General features: G+C 43.6%; 12 protein-coding genes and 1 pseudogene. 5 read left to right on the top strand and 8 right to left on the bottom strand.

Annotation, left to right across the window (positions count from 1 at the left end):
• Positions 1 to 27 precede the first annotated feature (27 nt).
• Both bglX and ACLI1A_RS04430 read left to right on the top strand, forming a co-directional pair.
• Positions 28 to 2,334: a beta-glucosidase BglX gene (gene bglX, locus ACLI1A_RS04425; RefSeq protein WP_411406509.1), complete on the top strand. Its 2,307-nt coding sequence runs from the start codon at positions 28 to 30 to the stop codon at positions 2,332 to 2,334.
• 12 nt (positions 2,335 to 2,346) lie between these two features.
• On the top strand, positions 2,347 to 3,102 hold the full coding sequence (locus tag ACLI1A_RS04430; protein ID WP_411406511.1) for a family 16 glycosylhydrolase: 756 nt from the start codon (positions 2,347 to 2,349) through the stop codon (positions 3,100 to 3,102).
• 70 nt (positions 3,103 to 3,172) lie between these two features.
• Here the strand turns inward: ACLI1A_RS04430 and ACLI1A_RS04435 are convergent, their stop codons facing one another.
• From ACLI1A_RS04435 to ACLI1A_RS04465, 7 genes and pseudogenes are all read right to left on the bottom strand, one after another.
• Positions 3,173 to 3,574 carry an excinuclease ABC subunit B gene (locus tag ACLI1A_RS04435; RefSeq protein ID WP_411406513.1) on the bottom strand — a complete coding sequence of 134 codons (402 nt, stop codon included), beginning with the start codon at positions 3,572 to 3,574 and terminating at the stop codon, positions 3,173 to 3,175.
• 33 nt (positions 3,575 to 3,607) lie between these two features.
• Complete coding sequence (locus tag ACLI1A_RS04440; protein ID WP_411406515.1) at positions 3,608 to 4,201, bottom strand: chemotaxis protein CheB; 594 nt, start codon at positions 4,199 to 4,201, stop codon at positions 3,608 to 3,610.
• The gene (locus tag ACLI1A_RS04445; protein ID WP_411406517.1) at positions 4,183 to 4,992 is read right to left on the bottom strand and encodes a CheR family methyltransferase; all 810 of its coding nucleotides are present in this window, start codon (positions 4,990 to 4,992) and stop codon (positions 4,183 to 4,185) included. The genes ACLI1A_RS04440 and ACLI1A_RS04445 overlap by 19 nt, the downstream gene beginning before the upstream one ends.
• A gap of 13 nt (positions 4,993 to 5,005) precedes the next feature.
• Positions 5,006 to 5,377 (bottom strand): response regulator, encoded by a 372-nt coding sequence (locus ACLI1A_RS04450; RefSeq protein WP_411406519.1) that lies wholly within the window; start codon positions 5,375 to 5,377, stop codon positions 5,006 to 5,008.
• 18 nt (positions 5,378 to 5,395) lie between these two features.
• Entirely contained in the window at positions 5,396 to 7,474 is a 2,079-nt protein-coding gene (locus ACLI1A_RS04455) for a response regulator (RefSeq protein WP_411407213.1), read from the bottom strand.
• A 240-nt stretch (positions 7,475 to 7,714) separates the two neighbouring features.
• A pseudogene (locus ACLI1A_RS04460) lies at positions 7,715 to 8,980 on the bottom strand (CHASE3 domain-containing protein); the annotation flags it as partial.
• A 28-nt stretch (positions 8,981 to 9,008) separates the two neighbouring features.
• Positions 9,009 to 10,214, bottom strand: coding sequence for a response regulator (locus tag ACLI1A_RS04465; RefSeq protein ID WP_411406521.1), 1,206 nt, complete (start codon positions 10,212 to 10,214; stop codon positions 9,009 to 9,011).
• 258 nt (positions 10,215 to 10,472) lie between these two features.
• Between ACLI1A_RS04465 and ACLI1A_RS04470 the strand changes: the two genes are divergently transcribed.
• Both ACLI1A_RS04470 and ACLI1A_RS04475 read left to right on the top strand, forming a co-directional pair.
• Entirely contained in the window at positions 10,473 to 11,510 is a 1,038-nt protein-coding gene (locus tag ACLI1A_RS04470) for an endonuclease (RefSeq protein ID WP_411406523.1), read from the top strand.
• Positions 11,511 to 11,719: 209 nt separating this feature from the next.
• Positions 11,720 to 16,984 carry a chitobiase/beta-hexosaminidase C-terminal domain-containing protein gene (locus ACLI1A_RS04475; RefSeq protein ID WP_411406525.1) on the top strand — a complete coding sequence of 1,755 codons (5,265 nt, stop codon included), beginning with the start codon at positions 11,720 to 11,722 and terminating at the stop codon, positions 16,982 to 16,984.
• Positions 16,985 to 17,068: 84 nt separating this feature from the next.
• On the opposite strand, the gene ACLI1A_RS04480 is transcribed toward ACLI1A_RS04475, so the two are convergent.
• On the bottom strand, positions 17,069 to 18,142 hold the full coding sequence (locus ACLI1A_RS04480) for a phosphatidylinositol-specific phospholipase C1-like protein (protein ID WP_411406527.1): 1,074 nt from the start codon (positions 18,140 to 18,142) through the stop codon (positions 17,069 to 17,071).
• Between the two features lie 402 nt (positions 18,143 to 18,544).
• On the opposite strand from ACLI1A_RS04480, the gene ACLI1A_RS04485 reads away from it, so the two are divergent.
• A complete protein-coding gene (locus ACLI1A_RS04485) occupies positions 18,545 to 21,631 on the top strand; it encodes a SusC/RagA family TonB-linked outer membrane protein (protein ID WP_411406529.1) in 3,087 nt (1,028 codons plus the stop codon).

Below are 21,631 nucleotides of genomic sequence, written 5' to 3' on the forward strand. Positions count from 1 at the left end.
TCTTTTTGGAGAACAACACACATAACAATGAAATACAAATTCAGTAAATACGTTTTTGTAGCCCCGCTTGCCCTGGCCATAGGCTGTGGCGGCAGTAAACAACCGGTAGCACAACAGCCTGTAGTACAAACAGAAAAAACAGGCATAGACCGAAAGGTAGACTCGGTACTGGCGCTAATGACCCTGGAGGAAAAAGTAGGCCAGATGAACCAGTACAATGGCTTTTGGGAAGTAACAGGCCCTGCGCCAAAAGATGGTGCAGCCGCCATTAAGTACGACCATCTAAAAAAAGGCTGGGTAGGCTCTATGCTGAATGTACGCGGGGTTAAGGATGTAAAAGCGTTACAAAAAATAGCCGTAGAAGAAACCCGCCTGCACATACCGGTTATCTTCGGGTTTGATGTTATTCACGGGTACAAAACGGTAAGCCCTATCCCGCTGGCCGAATCTGCAAGCTGGGATATGGAAGCCATACAACAATCAGCTGAAATTGCCGCCGCCGAAGCTGCCGCAAGTGGCCTTAACTGGACCTTTGCCCCGATGGTGGATGTAAGCCGAGATGCCCGCTGGGGACGCGTGATGGAAGGTGCAGGAGAAGACCCGTTCCTTAACAGCCGTATCGCCGAAGCCCGTGTAAAAGGCTTTCAGGGCGACCTGGGTGAACTGAGCCTTGCTGCCTGCGTAAAACACTTTGCAGGCTATGCTTTTGCTGAATCGGGCAGGGATTACAACACGGTAGATGTTAGTGATAATACATTGCACAACATTATCCTGCCTCCTTTTAAAGCTGCTTCCGATGCCGGTGCGCTTACCTTTATGAACTCGTTTAACGAGCTGGAAGGTATCCCTTCTACAGGAAATGGCTACCTACAGCGCGAACTGCTGAAAGGCGAATGGGGTTTTAAAGGCTTTGTAGTGTCAGACTGGGGTTCTATGGGTGAGATGATTCCGCATGGCTACGCCAAAGACCTTAAAGATGCTGCAATGAAAGCCGCCAATGCAGGCAGCGACATGGATATGGAATCTTCGGGTTATATAGAACACCTGGCTGCATTAGTAAAAGAAGGTAAGGTATCTCAAGAAAAAGTAGACGATGCAGTGCGCCGTATACTGCGTGTAAAGTTTATGTTGGGCTTGTTTGACAATCCGTATAAATACTGCGATGAAACCCGTGAAAAAGAAACCATAGGCAAGAAAGAATTCCACGACGGAGTACTGGATATGGCTAAAAAGTCAATTGTGCTGCTGAAGAACGAGAAGAACCTGCTTCCTTTGGCAAAACAAGGTAAAAAGATAGCACTAATAGGAGCCTTGGCAAACGATAAAACCAGTCCGCTGGGCAGTTGGCGTATCGGTGCCGATGACGGTACTGCCGTCTCTGTACTCGAAGGTATGCAGCAATACAAAGGCAACCAGCTTACCTATACAAAAGGTGCTGATGTAGCACTTGGTAAGCCTGTATTTGTAAGCGAAACCCATATTAACACAACAGATAAAAGTGGTTTTGCCGAGGCTGTAAAAGCCGCAAAAGCTGCCGATGTTGTGGTTATGGTACTGGGCGAACACGGCCTGCAAACCGGGGAAGGCCGCAGCCGCAGCGACCTGGGATTACCGGGTGTGCAACAGGAACTACTGGAAACAATTTATAAAGCCAACCCAAATATTGTACTGGTACTGAACAATGGACGCCCATTAGCATTGCCGTGGGCTGCCGAAAACATTCCGGCTATTGTTGAGGCATGGCATCTGGGCACAGAAGCCGGTAACGCCGTGGCGCAGGTACTGTATGGTGACTATAACCCAAGCGGTAAACTGCCTATGAGCTTCCCGAGGAATGTGGGGCAGGTTCCTATTTACTACAATCACAAAACCACAGGAAGACCGGGTAACGGGCAGCCTACCGAAAGCGTATTTTGGTCGCATTACACTGATGTGGCAAACAGCCCGCAATATCCGTTTGGGTACGGACTTAGCTATACCACATTTAGCTATGGTAACCTGAAAATAAGCGGTAACTCGTTTGGCAAAAACGGTAAGATTACCGTTACTGTTGATGTAACCAATACCGGGAAAGTGGAAGGTAAGGAAATAGTACAGCTGTACCTTCACGACTTGGTAGCTTCGGTAACACGCCCTGTAAGGGAACTGAAAGGGTTTAAAAACATTAGCCTGAAACCGGGTGAAACCAAAACCGTGAGCTTTATCATTGACGAAGAGCTGGTGACTTTTTATACCGCCAATAAAAAATTTGAAGCAGAGCCGGGCGATTTTACAGTATTTGTAGGAGGCGACTCTAACGCTACATTAAACGCTTCATTCAGCTATACCGAATAAACTTATATGATTATGAAAATACTATCCACTACCCTGCTGTTATGCGCTACTGTAACGGCTTTGGCCCAGCCAAAAAAGGGAAAGCTTGTATGGGAAGAAAACTTTGACGGTACTACCCTGAACGAAAAAGTATGGAACTTTGAGTTAGGCAACAACGGATGGGGTAACAACGAACGCCAGGATTACACTAAGGACAATCACAGTGTGGCGGGTGGTTTCCTTACCATTACCGCAAAAAAAGACGGCGACCACTATACCAGTACCCGTATAACCACGGCAGGCAACAAGGAGTTTAAATACGGCTATATAGAAGCCCGTGCCAAGCTACCTAAGGGTTACGGCATTTGGCCTGCGTTCTGGATGCTGGGTGGTAACATTAAGCAGGCAGGATGGCCGCTTGCCGGCGAAATAGATATTATGGAGTACATAGGCCGTGAGCCGCATACCATATACACTACCCTACACACAAAAGCCACACACGGCGAACACGCCAGCAGCAAAAAAACCGATATGGGTAATATAGAGGAAGGTTTCCACACGTATGGGGTAAACTGGACTAAGGATGCCATGACGTTTTATGTAGACGGAAAAGAAGTGTACAAATACGCCCCGGAAAAGAAAACCATAGAAAACTGGCCGTTTGACCAACCATTTTATATACTGATAAATATGGCAGTAGGCGGCAACTTTGGTGGCCCTAAGGTAGACGACAGCATTTTTCCGCAGGAATATGTTATAGACTACGTAAGAGTATACAACAACGGATAAATGAAGCGTTTTTAATAGTTCTAAGTTAGTAGAGCCGTGCAGTTTTGCACGGCTTTCTTTTTATGTAATATTAGTTTTGCTGTGCTTTAAAAAGTCCTAGCAAGAAATTAGGTTCTACCATTCCAGTTTCTGATGCTTCCATAGCATCAAGCACACCCTGGGTGGCAAACGGACTTAAGCCCATATTGATCCCTATTTCGTGTATGGCCACCTCCTCTAAATCGTTTAATATACCATCGGCGTGCATTAACAATGCCAGTCTGTAAAAGTGCAGTATACGTTCGTGCTCGTCTTTTATGGTTAGGTGTTCTGCCGGTTTTGTAAACAGGCTTTCAAACACATCTGTTTCTACATCAAGGTGTTTTGCTATAATGGTCAGGAAACGGTGTTCGCGCTCGTTTACATGACCGTCTATACGCGCAAAAGCAATCATATCAGACAGGAGGCTTAGTTTCTCGTTGTAGGTGCTCATAGAAAGGATTTTTGCGAAAATATCTTTTTCGTGTTAAAAATCCAAACCAGTTTCTAAGTTGTTAATAATTTGAGCTAAATCTTCAGGGGTAAAAACCTTATCGGGTTCAATTATTCCTAATGCATGTTGGGGCATAAACGATATTTCGGCCGTTACAGGATCTTGTATAAGTATACTTCCTCCCGCTGCCTTAACTGCTTTTAGGCCGTCTGTACCATCGGCATTAGCGCCCGAAAGTAATATTGCCGTAATACCACTACCGTAGGCATCTGCCGCCGACTGGAAAACCACATCGATACTCGGCCTGCTGTAATGCACTTTTTCAGAAACATCAAGACTTAATTCACCATTTCTTTCAAAAAGCAGGTGGTAATCGGCCGGAGCAACATAAATATATCCTCGCTTAAGCTGTGTTTTATCTTCAATATCTTCTACGGGTATACTGGTTTTAAGCGCTATCAGTTCTTCAAGCTGGCTGTCTTCGGTATTTGCCCTGTGCAGCACAATAACTATAGAAAGGTTTTTAAGAATATCTAACTTAGGAAGTACTTTTATCAGCACTTCCAGACTACCGGCTGAACCGCCAATAAGCAAAAGTTGTTTTACGATCAGCGAATCTTTTTCCATATCTTTTCCTTTCTCAGCTGTTCGTACTGTTCCTGCATTTTCGAAAACTTGATGGTTTCTTTTGTTCCTAAGGCAAGATAGCCTAACGTAGCCAGGCTGTCATCAAACAAATGCAGCGCACGGTCCTGGAGGTCTTTGTCAAAATAAATAAGTACGTTGCGGCACAGGATGATATCAAACTCGTTAAACGAACGGTCTGAAACCAGGTTGTGCTGCGAAAACACCATACGCTCAGAAAGCTCAGAACTGAATTTGGCTATTCCGTAGTTGGCAATATAGTAGTTAGAGAAATCCTCCCTACCGCCTGCTGCAACGTAGTTTTCGCTGTACGTTTTCATCATACGTAACGGAAACACACCACTCTTGGCTGTATCCAGTACATTGGTATTAATATCTGTGGCGTAAATAAGGCTTTTGTGCAACAGGTTGGCTTCTTTAAGTAGTATAGCCATAGAATATACCTCCTCGCCCGTAGAACAGCCTGCATGCCATATACGTATAAAAGGCTTGGTTGCCAAAACAGGTATTATTTCATTTCGTAATACGGCATAAAAAGCCGGGTCACGAAACATTTCGGTTACGTTTACGGTAATTTCTTCAATCATACGGCTGAAGTAAGCCTCATCTACCCTTACCCTCGAAAGAAATTCCGGAAAACTGGAAAACCCGTCCATTTGGTACAGACGGTCTACGCGGCGCTTAAATGAAGCCCGCGAATAGCCCGAAAAATCGTAGCCGTAGTATTCAAAAATATCATTTATAAGGAGTTGCAGTTCCCTATCCTCTATCATATACTTTTCTTAATTACAGTACAGCAAGTTGCTGCATCAGTTTATCTACATCTATTGGTTTAGATACATATCCGTCTGCACCTGCCCTAAGGCATTTTTCCCTGTCGCCTACCATGGCCTGGGCGGTTACGGCTATTACCGGAACTCCTTGCCTGTTTTCTAAACCTTTTATAACCGGTATGGCCTCATAGCCATCCATACCCGGCATCATCATATCTATAAGTACTATATCTGTAGGAATGTTACCTTCTAAAAGCTCAATGGCCTCTGCAGCTCCCTGGGCCGATATACAACGGTAGCCTCTGGATTTTAATACCGCATTCAGCGCAAAGATATTACGGGCATCATCATCAATGATCATTACTGTTTTGTTTTTTGCTTCCATCTTTTTATATTAAAATGATCATTGTTTGTCGTATAACCATACCCTTAGCAAAGATAAAAGCTGGTCTGTATCTACAGGCTTTGTAATATAATCGCTGGCTCCGGCATTAATACATTTCTCACGGTCGCCGGTCATGGCCTTAGCCGTTACTGCTATAACAGGAAGGTTCTTAAACCTGCCATCCCTTCTTATATGGGCTGCTGTTTCATATCCGTCCATGTTAGGCATCATCATATCCAGTAGTACCACATCGGTATCTGGGTTCTGGTTCAGGGTTTTTAAAGCCTCTTTACCATCAATAGCCGTAATAACTGTCATTTTTAGGGCTTCAAGTGCCTTTGTAAGCGAATATATATTACGTACATCATCGTCTACAACCAGTACTTTCTTATCGCTGAGGATGTTATTCATGGCACCGCGCTTCTTACCTGCATCGCCGGGTTTTCCTTTATTTTCTTCCACCAGGTGCAGGAACAGCGAAACCTCATCAAGCATACGCTGGTACGAGTGGGCTGTTTTTACAATAATACTGTCGGCATACTTACGTATTTTAAACTCCTCTTTCATAGACAGGCTCTTACCTGTAAATACGATAACCGGAAGGTTTTCAAGGCCCGGAGTTTGCTTCACGTTTTCAAGGATTTGGTACGCCTGCTTATCGGGCACACCCATATCCAATATTACACAGTCTACCTCTTCACGTTTTAGTGCCTCAACGCCATCTGTAACAGCGCTTTTTATCTCCGAATTAATATTATAAGACCCCAGGAAATATGAAAGTGCCTGCGCGTGCTTAGGGTTGTCTTCTACAATAAGTACCTTTTGCGATTCACGGTTTATAAAATGCTCTATACGTTTAAACACGTCCGGTATCTGCTCATACGCCATAGGCTTATCCAGGAAGTTAACAGCCCCCTTAAGCAGGCTTTCTTTTTTAAGCTTATGGCTACTCATAATGTGCACCGGTATATGGCGGGTTTGAGCATTAGCCTTCAGCTCTTCCATAACCTCCCAACCGCTTTTTACAGGAAGCTCTATATCCAGCAATACCCCCGATGGCCTGTAAGCAAGTGCAAGATCCAGTGCCTGGTCGCCGCGTACACTTACAATACCCTTGTAACCGCGCTTGCGCGTAAAATCTAACAAAGTGCGTGCAAACGGCACATCGTCTTCAACGATAAGTACCGAACGGTCTCCCGGTTGCAGGCTCTCGCGGTCGTCTTCTACACTTTCAGGGATTACTGTACTGCGATAATCTTCTACCGGCCTGTCCAGCAGGGTTTCTTTTTCAGCAACGGGTTTGACATCAACCTTAGGTTGTACCAAATTAGAAGGAGATACTACAACATGTTGCGGAACAGGAGTACCATATACCGGAATGGTTAGGGTAAATTCACTGCCTTTTCCTGCTTCACTTTTAAGAGCAAGTTCACCATTAAGTAACTTGGCAAGTTCACGACTTATAGAAAGGCCAAGGCCAGTACCTCCGTACTTGCGCCTTGTACTACCGTCTGCCTGCTTAAATGCTTCAAACACCATGGCCTGTTTTTCCAGCGGAATACCTATACCTGTATCTTTAACCGTAAATTGTATCAGCTTATCGTTTTCAGGAAGCTTTTTTACAGTAAGGGTTACACTACCCTCACTGGTAAACTTAATAGCATTAGAAAGCAGGTTTTTAAGTATCTGCTCCAGGCGCATTTTATCTGAACGCAGCACCACCGGTGCATCTTTATCATCTATATAAAGGCTAATTGCCTTTTCCCTTGCCATCGGGGTAAACATACCCTTAAGGGCTGACGTAACTTCTTCTGTAGGTATATCAGAAAAATCCAGGTCCATTTTTCCGGATTCTATCTTGCTCAAATCCAGAATCTCATCTATAAGCCCTAACAATCCGTTACCCGAACTTTGTATAACCCTTGCAAATTCTATTTGCTCATCATTAAGGTTCTTATCACTGTTTTCAGAAAGTAGCCTGCTTAGCAGTAGTATAGAGTTTAGCGGAGTACGCAGTTCGTGCGACATATTTGCCAGGAACTCACTCTTGTATCGGGTAGATATTTCCAGCTCTTCCGATTTTTTAAGTATTTCCATATTACGCTCTTCCAGCAAGGCACCACGTTCGCTAAGTTCCTCATTGGTTTGCTGTAGTTCTTCCTGTTGCACACGCAGTTCTTCCTCGCTGGCCTGTAGTTTTTCAGTTTGCGTTTCCAGTTCGGCATTCATGCTTTCCAGTTCGCTGTGTTGTGCTCTTAGCTCCTCACTTTGTGCCTGGGTTTCTTCTAACAGTTCCTGCAGGCGTTTACGGTTTCGGGCTGCCTTAAGGGCTATGCCTATGTTATTTGATACTGCTTTAAGGAACTCTACCTCGCGAGGGCAAAACCCTTTTACGCTTACCAGCCCCATAGCGCCTTCTACCTTAATATCTTTAAGTGGAAGCGCTATAATGTGCGACGGTTTTAACTCTCCCAGGGCATAAGAAATACTTATGTTTTCTGTTTCTATGCCTTTAAGCTCTATCATATTACCCGATAGCGCCGCCTGGCCCAAAACGCCGTCGCCAAACTTTACATTTCGCCTTTCTTCTGAAGGCACAAAGCTGTAGCCCGCCACAGAATGAAGCATATCATTTTCTACAATGTAAATTGCAGCAGCATCGCTGTTAATGTAAGAGGCTATGTAGTCTACTATATCACTACACAGCTGCTCAACCGGCTTTTCGCCTATCATTACGGTATTAAGCTCTGCTATACCCGATTGTTCCCACTCATTATCAGATAGCGTTTTAAACGATTGGCTTAGTGACCTCGCCATACTGTTAAGCGAACCGCTTAATGAGCCAAGAGAATCATTCTGACGGTCATTGGTACGAATCTCATAGTCTCCTGCCGAAATTTGCGAAGCTATTCCGCTGATAACTTCAATACGTTCGCTCATTTCCCTGTCTTTTTGCCTAAGGGTTTCATGAAGCACAGCGCGTTCCCTGTAATCGCGCATTATCTTACTGAAGTAAAAACCGCTTATAAAAAGTGATAACAACGCTGCAAGCACTATGGTAACTACCGATGCATCACTATAATTCTCAGTATACTCCATGCGTTGTTTAAGCAGTCCTTGCTCTTCTTCCTGAAGGTCGGAAATACACTTCCTTATCGCCCCCATAATTCTTCTGCCTTCGTCTATATCTTCAGGATAAACCGTACGATGCTCTCGCTTAAGCTTAATGCGGTCTTCCATAAAATTGAAATACGAATCTACAAGCGGTGCCAGTTTTTGAAGTGTTTTTTGCTGTATGGGATTATCCAGCGTAAGCAGTTCTACTTCATCAAAGTATGAATTACATTCCTGCTGCGCACCTTTATACTGGCTCAGGTACTCTTCTTTGCCGGTTATAAGGTATCCGCGCATACTGGTTTGTGCCTCCAGTAAAACAGTATTACCATTATTTACATTAGATATAACCTGCTGCGTATGGTCTACCATTTTATTACTGCCCAGCAAATTACCTATACAAAAATAAGAAGCTAAAGAGCTTATTATTAATATAATGAATGATATACTAAAACCTATAAATAAATTTCTCCTGAAATTTGTATTCATCTAATCTGTCTTTGTCTTTTTGGAGTTATTAAACAGGAAATACCATAATAAAGCTGGCACCCTCGCCCGGCGCGCTTTTTGCGGTAATAATTCCGTTGTGCTTTTCTATTATTTTCTTTGCTATGGCCAGGCCTATTCCGGTACCGTCATACTGCTGGCGGTCGTTAAGGCTCTGGAAGATGATGAAGATACGGTCTAAATATTTTTCATCAAATCCTATCCCATTGTCTTTTACAACGATGCGATAGAAGTTATCCCGGGCATTGGAAACAGGAGCATCAAAGCTTTTTTCATTAGTATACTCACCTTCTATTGTTATTTGAGGCGGAACACCAACTTTCGCAAATTTAAGCGAATTTCCCACTAAATTCTGAAAAAGTTGCCTTAATTGACTCCTTACACCATGTATAGACTGCAACGGAGATAAACTTATACGTGCATCTTTTTCTTCTATGAGGTAATCAAAATCAGTAATTACTTCATTAATAACATCATTAAGGTCTACCTGTTCGGGTACTACTTTAGAGGAAAGACGCGAATAATCTATCAGGTCGGTAATAAGCCTCGACATACGATTAGCCGAACGTAGTGTACGGCTTATATAATCCTGCGCATCGTCAGATGTAATATACCTGTCCCTGATTATTTTGGTAAACATTTCTATTTTCCGCAGTGGCTCTTTCAGGTCGTGCGATACCACCCAGCTGAATTGCTGCAACTCATGGTTTCGAAGTTCCAGTTCCTCATTTTTTTGGAGTAACTCGCGGGTACGCTCTTCCACTTTGGCTTCCAGGTTGTCCTGTGCTTCTTTACGTATTTCAATTTCTTTGCTTAAAATATCGCGAATCTGGCGCAGTTCCTGTTTTTGCTCATACAATTTCAGGAATGTTTTCACCTTAAGTATCAGCAGGTCCGGGTCTACGGGCTTGGTTATATAATCTACCGCTCCGGTTTCGTATCCTTTAGAAATGTATTTTTTTTCTTTGTTTATTGCCGAAAGGAATATTACCGGAATATCGCGTGTGCGCGAGCTTCCCGCCATAATTTCCATTACCTCAAAACCATCCATACCCGGCATTTGCACATCGAGGATGATAAGGGAATAATCTGTTTTCAGGATTTTAATAAGTGCCTCTTCCCCCGATTCGGCCGAATCAGAGTCCAGGTTATGCAGGGCAAGTATTTTTTTAAGGGGCAGGATGTTCTCCCGCTGGTCGTCTACAATAAGAATCATGTCAGCTGGGTAGTTTTACCGGTAAAATGGCTAATGCCATACAGCCTGAAATCCCGCATAATACGGGTAGGCAAAGTGAATAAAATAACAAGGCAATAATCAGGAGCCATCATCCTCCAAAAATAGCAAAAAGATTTGTTAAGGAGTTGTTAAGTACTCAAAGATGACGGCTTAAACAATTAATAAATATTTCATAAATAACTTTAACGGGCAGTAGGTTAGCCTTTTTAGTATATTTGGTTCCTAAACTATTACTCCATGAAGAAACTTTTACTCCTTATAAGCTTACCTTTTTTAGCCGCAGCACAGGTACCGCAATACTACAGCAGCATAGACTTTAGCCTTACCGGCGATGCACTAAAGGCACAACTGGCTACGCTGATTACCGACACACATACTACCGAGCTTGTATATACCCCGGGCGCATGGGATGCCCTGGTACAAACCGACCTGGACCCCACCAATAGTGAAAATGTATTACTGGTTTACGGATACGATGATACCGACACTGATGTAAGCACAGACCGCACCCGCGATAAAGACCTTAGCTGCCATACCAGCAGTTGCACCGGGCTTTGGGTGCGCGAACACGTATACCCAAGGTCTTTGGGTAACCCAAACCTGGAGTTTGAAGGGCCGGGATCGGATGCGCACCACCTGAGGGCGATAGATAACAGTATGAACGGCAGCCGCAGCAACCGCATTTTTGCTGACGGAAGCGGAAATGCTACTACCCTGCCAAACGACCAGTTTTATCCGGGTGATGAATGGAAAGGCGATGTAGCCCGAATGATGATGTATATGTACGTGCGCTACAACACCCAGTGCGAGGCTACCGTAGTAGGCGCCGGCGATACCAGTTACAGTACATATGGCGATATGCCTAATATTTTCCTGGAATGGAACGAGGAAGACCCGGTAAGCTACTACGAAACAAACAGAAATGATGTACTGCAACAACTACAGGGCAACCGAAACCCGTTTATAGACAACCCTTACCTTGCAAACCGTATATGGAATGGCCCGCAGGCCGAAGATACATGGGGGCTGCTGGCTACCGTAACTAATAAATTAAACAATATATACCTGTACCCTACCTGTACAAACGACGAGGTACATATAATGAATACTGAAGGTGAAAAATACAATTATGCTTTGTACAATATGTTAGGACAACAAATACCCATTTCTGTAACAAACGGCACTTTTTCGGTAGAGAAAAATGCGCCGGGAATGTATTTTTTAACAATTACCAACGGTAAAACCGTTAAAATATTAAAACTGATACATAAATAAAGTCTTAAATTTTAACAAACACATAATTTTAACCCTTTTAAATTATATTTTTAATAACGATATTTATATTTAATAGAAAATAAATCATAAATAAAACATAAACAACTACTTATCAACATTCTTTTAATAGATAAAGTTCAAATTTTATATTTGCATAACACATGTTATGCTCTCTGAAACCGAAAAAAGAACTTTAATTATTACTTTGAATGGGAAAAAAATTACACATTAAGTTCAACCTCCTTATACTGGTTACGGTGCTCCTCACCTCGGCAGTATCCTGGGGGCAATATTCACTAACAGGTACTACCTATAGCCAGACCTTTGATGCTTTACCTGCTTCGGGTACTGCTACAGCAACTGGTGGAAACCTTAACAATTACAACACCGCACTAAACGGCTGGTATTTTTCTGAAGTAGGAGGTTCAAGCCCTACAGTCTTAACAGCAGGTACAGGAAGCACAAACACAGGTGATACCTATAGCTTTGGTGTAGCATCTGCTACAGACAGAGCCTTAGGAACACTACTATCTTCAACTGTTACATATTCTATTGGTTTTTATTTTGTAAACAATACCGGCAGTACCATTAACGACCTGCAAATAGCCTACACGGGTGAGCAGTGGCGCCTGGGTGCTACCGGGCGCGAAGATAAACTTGACTTTCAGTACAGCACCGATGCTACATCATTAACAACCGGTACCTGGACTGACCAGGACAACCTGGACTTTATAGCGCCTGTAACAACAGCGCCTACCGGTGCCTTAGTGGGAAACACTACCGGGAACAACACTGCAAAAACATATACTTTTACGGGTATAAACCTTGCCAGCGGAGGCACACTATTCATCCGCTGGAACGATTCAAACGCTACAGGTGCTGATGACGGCCTTGCCGTAGACAACTTTAGCATTACCGCTACGCTTGCAGCAGCCAGCCAGGCCGCGGCACCTACCATAGCTGCAACTGGTGTGGCAAACGGCACCGATACCTACTGGGGTTCGGCTTCTGTTACGCTATCTACTATTACATCAGGGGCTACAATTTATTATACCACCGATGGTTCTACACCTACATCGGCCTCTACACCATATACAGGGCCTTTTAGTATAACAAGTACCAGCACCATTAAGGCCATTGCCACAGGCAGCGGTCTTATAGACAGTGTAATTACATCTAAAACCATAACCATAACCCCACCTAATACTGCCACCCTGCCATACTCGCAGCCTTTCAGTACCTCACTGGGCGACTGGTACAGCTATGCCGTTACCGGAAATAAACCTTGGTTATACAGCAGCTCTACCCCTACCGGGGCTTATGCAAACGGGTATAACGTAGACCCATCGGTAGAATCGTGGTTAATATCGCCTAAGTTTACAGGTATTAACGGTGCTGTTATTACTTTTAACTACACAGTGCCTTATACCGGAGGCGACCTGTTGCTACAATATTCTACAAATTATGACGGCTATAGTGCACCATCTACCGCTACATGGACTACGTTTTATACTATTTCGGGGGCCACAGCAGTAACTACCGTTACCGGCACAGGGAGTGTACAGTTACCTGTATCGGGTAACGTACACGTAGCCTTTAAATACACAGGAAGCCTTGGCGCTTATTCGGCATTCTACATCAAGAACTTTACGGCAGCGGTATCGGGGCCGGCCATAAGCACCACACAGGTTACCACTACGGTATCTACAATTACTTCGGCCACATCGGGTGGCACCATAAGCTACCCTAATGGTACCGTAACTGCTAAGGGTGTGGTATGGGATACCGCGGCTAACCCTACTACCGCGCTTACTACCAAAACTAATGAAGGCGCTGGCAGCGGATCTAACCCTGATACGTATAGCAGTACACTGACGCCACTGACTTCTAACACACTATACTATTACAGGGCGTATGGAATTAACGAAAACGGTACGGCTTACGGAACCGAATACAGCTTTACTACAAGCTGTATTACACCGGGCACCCCTACTGTAAGCACCCCTACAAGTACTTCTACAAGCACTACACTACAAGTAAGCATTGCCGAAAACGGCAACAATGCCACTTCTAAATATTCAATCAGGGTAAACGGGGGTATTTATACCAATTACTTTGTACAGGCAGACGGTAGCATAAATACTACAGAAGTATTTCAAACCGCTGCCGAATGGGCATCTCCTGTAACCGTAACAGGCCTTGCACCGGCCACAACCTATACATTTGACAGCCGTGCACGTAACACTGCCTCAGCTCTTACAAACTGGAGCGGTAGCGCAAACGAAACAACCAGCGAAGCTACCGCACCTACACTTGCGCTAAGTACTTCATCTCTGGCTTTCGGAGACATCTGCCTTAACAGTTACACTACCGGTTCATTCAGCTTTACAGGTACTAATATAGCTGGCAGTGCTACCATAGTTGTAGATGCACTGGCAGGATATTCGTACTCGTTAACCGAAACCGGAACCTATACCAGTACCCTTAACATAACAGGCTTTACAGGAAGCGAAACAACCGTATGGGTACACCTTACCCCTACCGCAGCACAATCTTATGATGGTAATATACCGGTAAACGGACAGGGTACCAACAGTTCTGCCCAACTAACCGTAGCCGCAACGGGTACAGGTATAAATACTCCGGGTACGGTAACTACTGTAGCCGCCAGCGGAGCAGAGATAACCGCAAACACCGCAATTTTACATGCTACATCTACTACCGGATGTTCATCATTCAGCACATACGGTTTTGAATACAGTACTACTTCGGGATTTGCTAATGGTGCCGGTACCGTAGTTACAGCCTCAAATCTTAGCAGCGGCAGTTTCAGCGCCTCAGTAACCGGATTATTGCCTGCAACAACGTATTACTATAAAGCATTTATTTCAGACGGCGCCGGTACACACTATGGCAGCCAGCAGTCTTTTACAACAGAATCACTTGATGCGCCTACGGCTACTGCTGCCACTGATATAGACTATACAACATTTACCGCAAACTGGACTGCAGTAACGGGTGCCTCATCATATCAACTTGATGTAAGTAAATACGAACACTTTGGTATTGGCACACTGGCTACAGACCTGTTCTTCTCAGAATACGTAGAAGGCTCATCAAACAACAAATACCTTGAAATATACAATGGAACAGGAGAAACAGTAGACCTTTCGGGCTATAAACTTCAAATCTATGCTAACGGTGCTACTGCTGCAACGGGTACAGTAAACATGTCGGGGTCTTTGGCAAACGGACAAACTATTGTGTACAAAAACTCGGCAGCTACCATTTACAGCGGTACAGCTATAACCAGTAACTCTATAGCCAACTATAACGGAGATGATGCGCTGGTACTAGCCAAAACAGACGGCACTTATGTAGACATAATAGGAACTATAGGCCAGGATCCGGGCACGCAATGGACAGCAACCGGCGGATATTCTACATTAGACAAAACCCTTGTACGTAAAGCCTCTGTAACAAGTGGCGTATCGGTTAACCCCGCTTCGGGCTTCCCTACCCTGGCAACAGAATGGGATGTTTATACAATAGATACCGGAACATACCTGGGCAGCCATACCTTTAACTTTACACCTGATTATGTTTCGGGATACGAAAATAAAACGGTAAGCGGTACTTCAGATGCTGTAACAGGCCTTGAAGATAATACCACGTATTATTACAGGGTTAGGGCATACAGCACTAACAACACCTCGGTTAACAGTAATACCATAGCCGTAACTACACTATCTGAAACACTTACATGGGTAATACCAAATGGGCTTACAGCACCTCAATGGCAACCAAACGGGCAAACCCCTAATGCACTTACTGATGTAATTATAGCTGAAGATTATACCACTGCTACTGATGGTACATTTACAGCAAAAAGCATTACACTTAACAATGGGTATACCTTTACGCTTTCAGAAAACACCACAGTAATACTTGAAGAAGGTATTACAAACAACAGTGCGGTAAATGATTTTGTGATAGAAAATAATGCATCGTTACTGCAAAACAGCACTGCTGCAAATACTGCCGAAGTGACAGTAAAAAAGACCAGCAACCCACTATACAGGTTAGACTACACACTTTGGTCATCTCCGGTTACAGGGTACACACTGTATGAATTTAGTCCTGCTACAGTCGCTAGTCGTTTTTATGAATACATATATGTTGCAGCCGAAAATGCTCAACTATATAACCCTATTCCTTCTTCAACAGAATTTGAAGCCGCTAAAAGTTACCTTATCCGTATGCCAAACGTGCTAACAAGCGACGTAACAGGCACTACAAACGATGGTGTAACCACACCTGCCGAATATACCGCAGGTACTGATAACTATTATTATCCGGGTAAATTTGAAGGTGTACCTAACAATGGAACAATTACGAAAACCCTTTCACTTGACCTTAACCGCTTCAATGCTGTAGGTAACCCATACCCGTCGCCTATCAGCCTGTATGAGTTTATAACACAAAACACTGATGTGCTGGAAACAGGTACACTCTATTTATGGAGGAAGAGAAACAATGCGACAACATCAACCTATGCCACACTTACACTATCGGCATTCACAGCGAATAATGGCTCGGCTATGGGAGGGCAGGATCAGGCAGGATATTTTTCTAACCCTGACGAAACCACCTGGACACTGGCTCCTACGCAAGGCTTCTTTGTACAGACTAAATTTACAGCTACTACAGGTGCTATACTTACCTTTAATAACAGCATGAGGACTGCAGCATCATCTGCCGGACAAGCCTTCTTTAAAAATGTAAACCCTAATGCCGGTATAAATAAATCACGCTACTGGCTAAACCTTACAAACCAGGCAGGCGCTTTCAGTCAAATGGCTGTGGCGTATATGGAGAATACCACTACCGGATTTGACTATGGTTATGATGGTAAAACCATGGTAGACGGAAACAACATAAGCCTATATACCATTGCTGCCGAAAGTAACTTTGCGGTACAGGCAAGGCCACAGTTTGAAAACCAAGACTTGGTAACTGTAGGTTTTAATGCTGTAACCGCTGGTGAATATACAATAAGCATGGATCATAACGACGGTGTATTTGCAAACGGCCAGTCGGTATTCCTGGTAGATAAAACAGAAGGCTTAGTACGTAACCTTAATGATAACGACTATACCTTTACTACCGAAGCCGGTATATTTAACGACCGTTTTGATATAGTATATACCACTACTGCACTTGGCACCGAAAACCCGGTAATAGACGCCAGCACCGTTGTTGTTTATAAAAACGGTAATACAATAGGCATTAATACTGGCAATACACTTATGCAGGGTGTTAGTATTTATGACATTCGCGGAAGGAAACTGTTTACTGAAAACGGGCTAAACACCACTGAAACCAGCATAAATGGACTAAATGCAGAACAACAGGTACTGATTGTAGAGATACAAACTGCAAAAGGAACGGTTTCTAAAAAGATAGTATATTAAAAAACAGCATTTCAAATTAAAATCCCCTTTATCTTATTTAGGTAAAGGGGATTTTTCGTTTAAAGGGTATAAAAGAAGAACTAGCTATTTTACTTTACCTGAAACAGGGTTTATCCTGAAATAAGTATTCTTGTCAAATGAAATATGATAAGGCGAGGTAAAGAAAGTACTTGGTAAATAATAATCAGTAGTTATTATCTGCGCACCTGATTCTTTGGCAGCTTCAAAGCGGCTGTAATCGTTTTTACGAGCCTCTTTAGTATCGGCATCGGCACGAGTACGTATAATGTAGCCTTTCTCTACCATTTCTTTAATGTTGTCTTTTTGCGGTTCGTTCAGGAACATAGCTGCTGCTTCGGGAGTACCGGGTTTTACGTTTACAAAAGCCACTCGCCCTTTTAGCGAAGGATGCCCTTCCATATAAAGGTCGCGTTTTTTGCCGTTATTGTCCAGTATAAACATAAACCTGCCGCGCGCCTGTTTCAGCGTAGGCCAGTTACCTTTAAGCACCGCTTCTTCAAGGGTTTTGTAATTTCCGCGCACCATATCCGGTGTTATCAGTTTGTCTTTACCCAAGTTTTTAATTATAGTAGCATCCACAGCATCATACACCTGTGGAGAATACTTTTCGGCTGTACCTCCCAGCTTGCTGTCTTCATCCTTAGGCTCAAGGGTTATAAATATTGGTTCGTGCCCGGGATGTGCATCACTCCATTTTTTAAGGGCAATAAGCAGTTCGTCAAACGTGGTATACCAGGTACGAAAATCTACATCCGTCATGTGGAAAACCTTAAAGCCCGGCTTATTCATAGCACCATCGGTATTATAAGGAGTAATAGGCTTAGCCAGTTCAAGCCCTTTGGGGTGTGCATACCTACCGCCCTGTGTATCGGCATAGATGTCTATTTCCAGGTTACGCAGGCCCATATCCAGCTGCTTGGTGGTTTCTATATGGTCATATTGCAGCCCACTAAGATCGCGTGTAGTATCAAGCTTATGTAAAGCCTCATACAGTTGTGGTTCTATAGCTTTTCGGTAGCTGTTATGAGAACCTATAACCTGAATCTGGTTTAGTTTAAGGTTGTCGTTTTGGGCTAAAGCTGTAAAAGAAAAACCTGCACTGAAGGCCAGCACAAGCGGTAATTGAAAAAATTTCATATTGGGAATTTAATGAATTGTTCAGGATTTCAAAGCTACTCCCCCCATATTAGAGCCGTGTTACCTAAACGCAAACAAAAATTGAACCCTACATCAATTTTAAGTAAACACAAAATCACCATTGCTTACTATTAAAACGTTTTAGGAGCTAACATAGGTTAGTTCGGTAAACATCTTCTTAATTTAAAAATAACCTTTAAAAAAAACGTTTCCGCTCGTTGTTGCCTTATTTCGCACCTAACTTTTTTCTCCTGTACAGACCCAATTAAATATATAAAATTAAACTGCTCTGCCTATGATATAACCCTTTTTGGTATACCAAAAAAACAAAAGGGGCCGCAACTGCTGCAACAGTTACGGCCGGAGTATTAAGCCGTGTATAAACAAACAACTTAAAACCCAATGTATTTTAAAACTACACATTTTAACCTTAAAAAGTACTGCTTTATTGCACCTGCCCTAATGGCGTTACAAACCGGGTACAGTGCCGAAGCAAACACAACAGTAAATATAAATAGTATTACTGTTACCACAAAAGCAGGAAAAGCTTTTGTATTTCAACAAACCGTAAAAGGCCGTGTACTCGATGAAACCGGCATGCCGCTACCGGGAGCTACCGTTATTAATAAAGCTAACGGAAAAAATACCGTTACCGACATGGACGGTAACTTTGAAATTGAAGCTGCACAGGGCGCCGCCCTTGAAATAGTGTTTGTTGGCTTTGAACGACAAACCGTTACTGTAAACGGCAGTGAAATTACCGTAAACATGAAATCTGGTGCTAACGAGCTTCAGGAAGTAGTACTTATAGGTTACGGTAACCAAACCAAAAAAGACCTTACAGGATCTGTAACACAACTTAGTTCTGAGCAGTTCCGCCAGGGTGTAAACATTTCTGCAGATAACCTACTACAAGGTAAAGTAGCCGGTGTACGCGTAGTACCTACCAGCGGCGAGCCGGGTGCAGGTATCAACGTAAGTATACGAGGTATAGGCTCTATCCGTAGCGGTAGTACACCGCTATTTGTGGTAGACGGTGTGCCACTTACTAACGACGACGCAAGTCCGTCTGGGCCAAACATGGGATTTGGTACTTCATCGGCCAAAAACCCACTTAACTTTTTGAACACAAGCGATATCGAATCGATGACCGTGCTTAAAGACGCTTCTGCCGCCGCTATATACGGTGCCCGTGGTAGTAACGGTGTGGTAATCATAACCACTAAAAAAGGCGCAAAAGGCGAAGCCAACTTTACGGTGGATTCGTACCTTGGTTATTCATCGGTAGCGCACAAAATAGACGTGCTTAGCGCAAGCGAGTACCGTAATGCACTTACTGAAACCGGTGGCGACCCGGCATTTGACCACGGTGGAAATACCGACTGGCAGGATGTAATATTCCGTACTGCGGTTACTAAAAACAATTCATTCTCCTTTTCTAAGCAATCAAACAGTGGTAACTACTATGTATCGCTTTCGCAAATGGATCAGGAAGGTATTGTGCAAAACAGCGGCTTTAAGCGTACTACCGGAAGGGTAAACGTAGCTGAATCATTCCTGGATAACAAGCGCCTGCGTGTTAAGGCAAACCTTACTGCCAGCGAAACCAAAGACAGCGGAGTACCTACAGGTGATGACGGTGGTAGCGACGGACAGCTTATCATCCATGCGTTGATGGCTAACCCTACCCGTTCTGTATTTGACGAAAACGGCGATTATACCAACTTTAACATGAATGCCCACTACAACCCTGCTTACCTGCTAAGCGTATACAGCGACGAAACCCGCACCACACGTATACTGGGTAATGTAGAAACATCATTCCGTATTATAGACGGACTTGAGTATAAGCTGAATGTAGGTATAGACCGTTCTATGTCTGAAAGGAACACTACTATGTATCCTAACCTTACAGACCGTTACCCTAACGGACGTTATGTACAGGGCAACATGGAATCTAAAAGCTCGCTATTAGAACACTACCTTACCTATAACAAAACGTTTGGTACTCATAAAGTTGAAGCCCTTGCCGGTTTCTCATACCAGAAATTTGAGCGTAGCGGTACCAGCTTTATTATGGATGGTATTGCCGACCAGGATACTGGTGTAAACCCTGCAAACAACCCTGCTTTCCAGGGCACACAGGCCGGTGTATCGGGTTATGCACAGATAAATGAGCTACAATCATACTTCGGCAGGGTAAACTACACCTTTAACGATAAGTACCTTGTAACAGCATCTTTAAGGGCCGACGGTTCTACACGTTTCGGTGCAAACAACAAATATGGTTACTTCCCATCGGCAGCACTTGGCTGGAACATTTCGCAGGAAAGCTTCCTAAAGGATTCTCAAACTATATCTAACCTGAAGCTTCGTTTAAGCTGGGGACAAACCGGTAACCAGGACGTACAAAACAAACAAACCCTGGCTGCTTATGCTCTTAGCCCGTCTGACGGTTACTACCTGTATGACGACCTGACGCTTGTAAACGGTATATCTGTGTCGCGTACACCAAACCCTGACCTTAAGTGGGAAGTAGTAACACAGTACAACGTAGGTACTGATTTCAGCATCCTTAACGACAAACTGTATGGTACTGTAGATTACTTTAACAAGACCACTACCGATGCTATCCTTTATATCCCTGCTCCGGTACTTAGCCCTACAACGTATGTGTGGACTAACGTAAACAATGGTAAGATAATAAACAAGGGTTTAGAAGTAATGCTGGGGTCTAAAATCATAGACACGCAGGATTTCTCATGGTCGGCAGACATTAACGGTGCCACACTTAAAAATGAGATTAAGGACCTTCCGGTATCTGAAATCCTTTCGGGTACAGTATCAGGTCCGGGGCAAAGCGGTGTATTAGCTAACATTTATAAAAGCGGTTATGCAGCCGGTTCATTCTACCTGCTTAAATTTAATGGTTTTGATGAAAACGGCGCTGCTACTTACGTAGACAAAGACAATAACGGTGTTATAGATAACAACGACCGCTTTATAAAAGAAGGTGCACTACCTAAACTTACTTACGGTTTTAACACTAACCTGCGCTACAAGAGCTTCGACTTCTCTATGTCTATCATAGGACAAAGCGGTGGCTACCTGCTAAACAATACCGGGCTTAATGCACTAAACATAAACAACCTTGCATCAGACAGGAACGTAGCCACAAACTATTATGAAAGCGGTGCTAACCCGTCTAACTCTCCGCAGGTATCTACACTTTACCTTGAAAAATCTGACTTCCTGCGTATTAACAGTGCGCGCTTAGGTTACACGTTTAAACACCCTAAACTAAACTGGCTACAAAGCTTAAACCTATACGTTACAGGTACTAACCTGCTTACAATAACGCCATATACAGGCTACGACCCACTTATAAACTCGCCAAAATCGAGCGGTGGTAACCAAAGTATCGGTATAGACTACGGTGCATACCCTACTTCAAGGACATTTATACTAGGTGCAACCCTAAAAATCTAA

Source organism: Flavobacterium sp. RHBU_3 (assembly GCF_046613565.1).
Lineage (GTDB): Bacteria > Bacteroidota > Bacteroidia > Flavobacteriales > Flavobacteriaceae > Flavobacterium.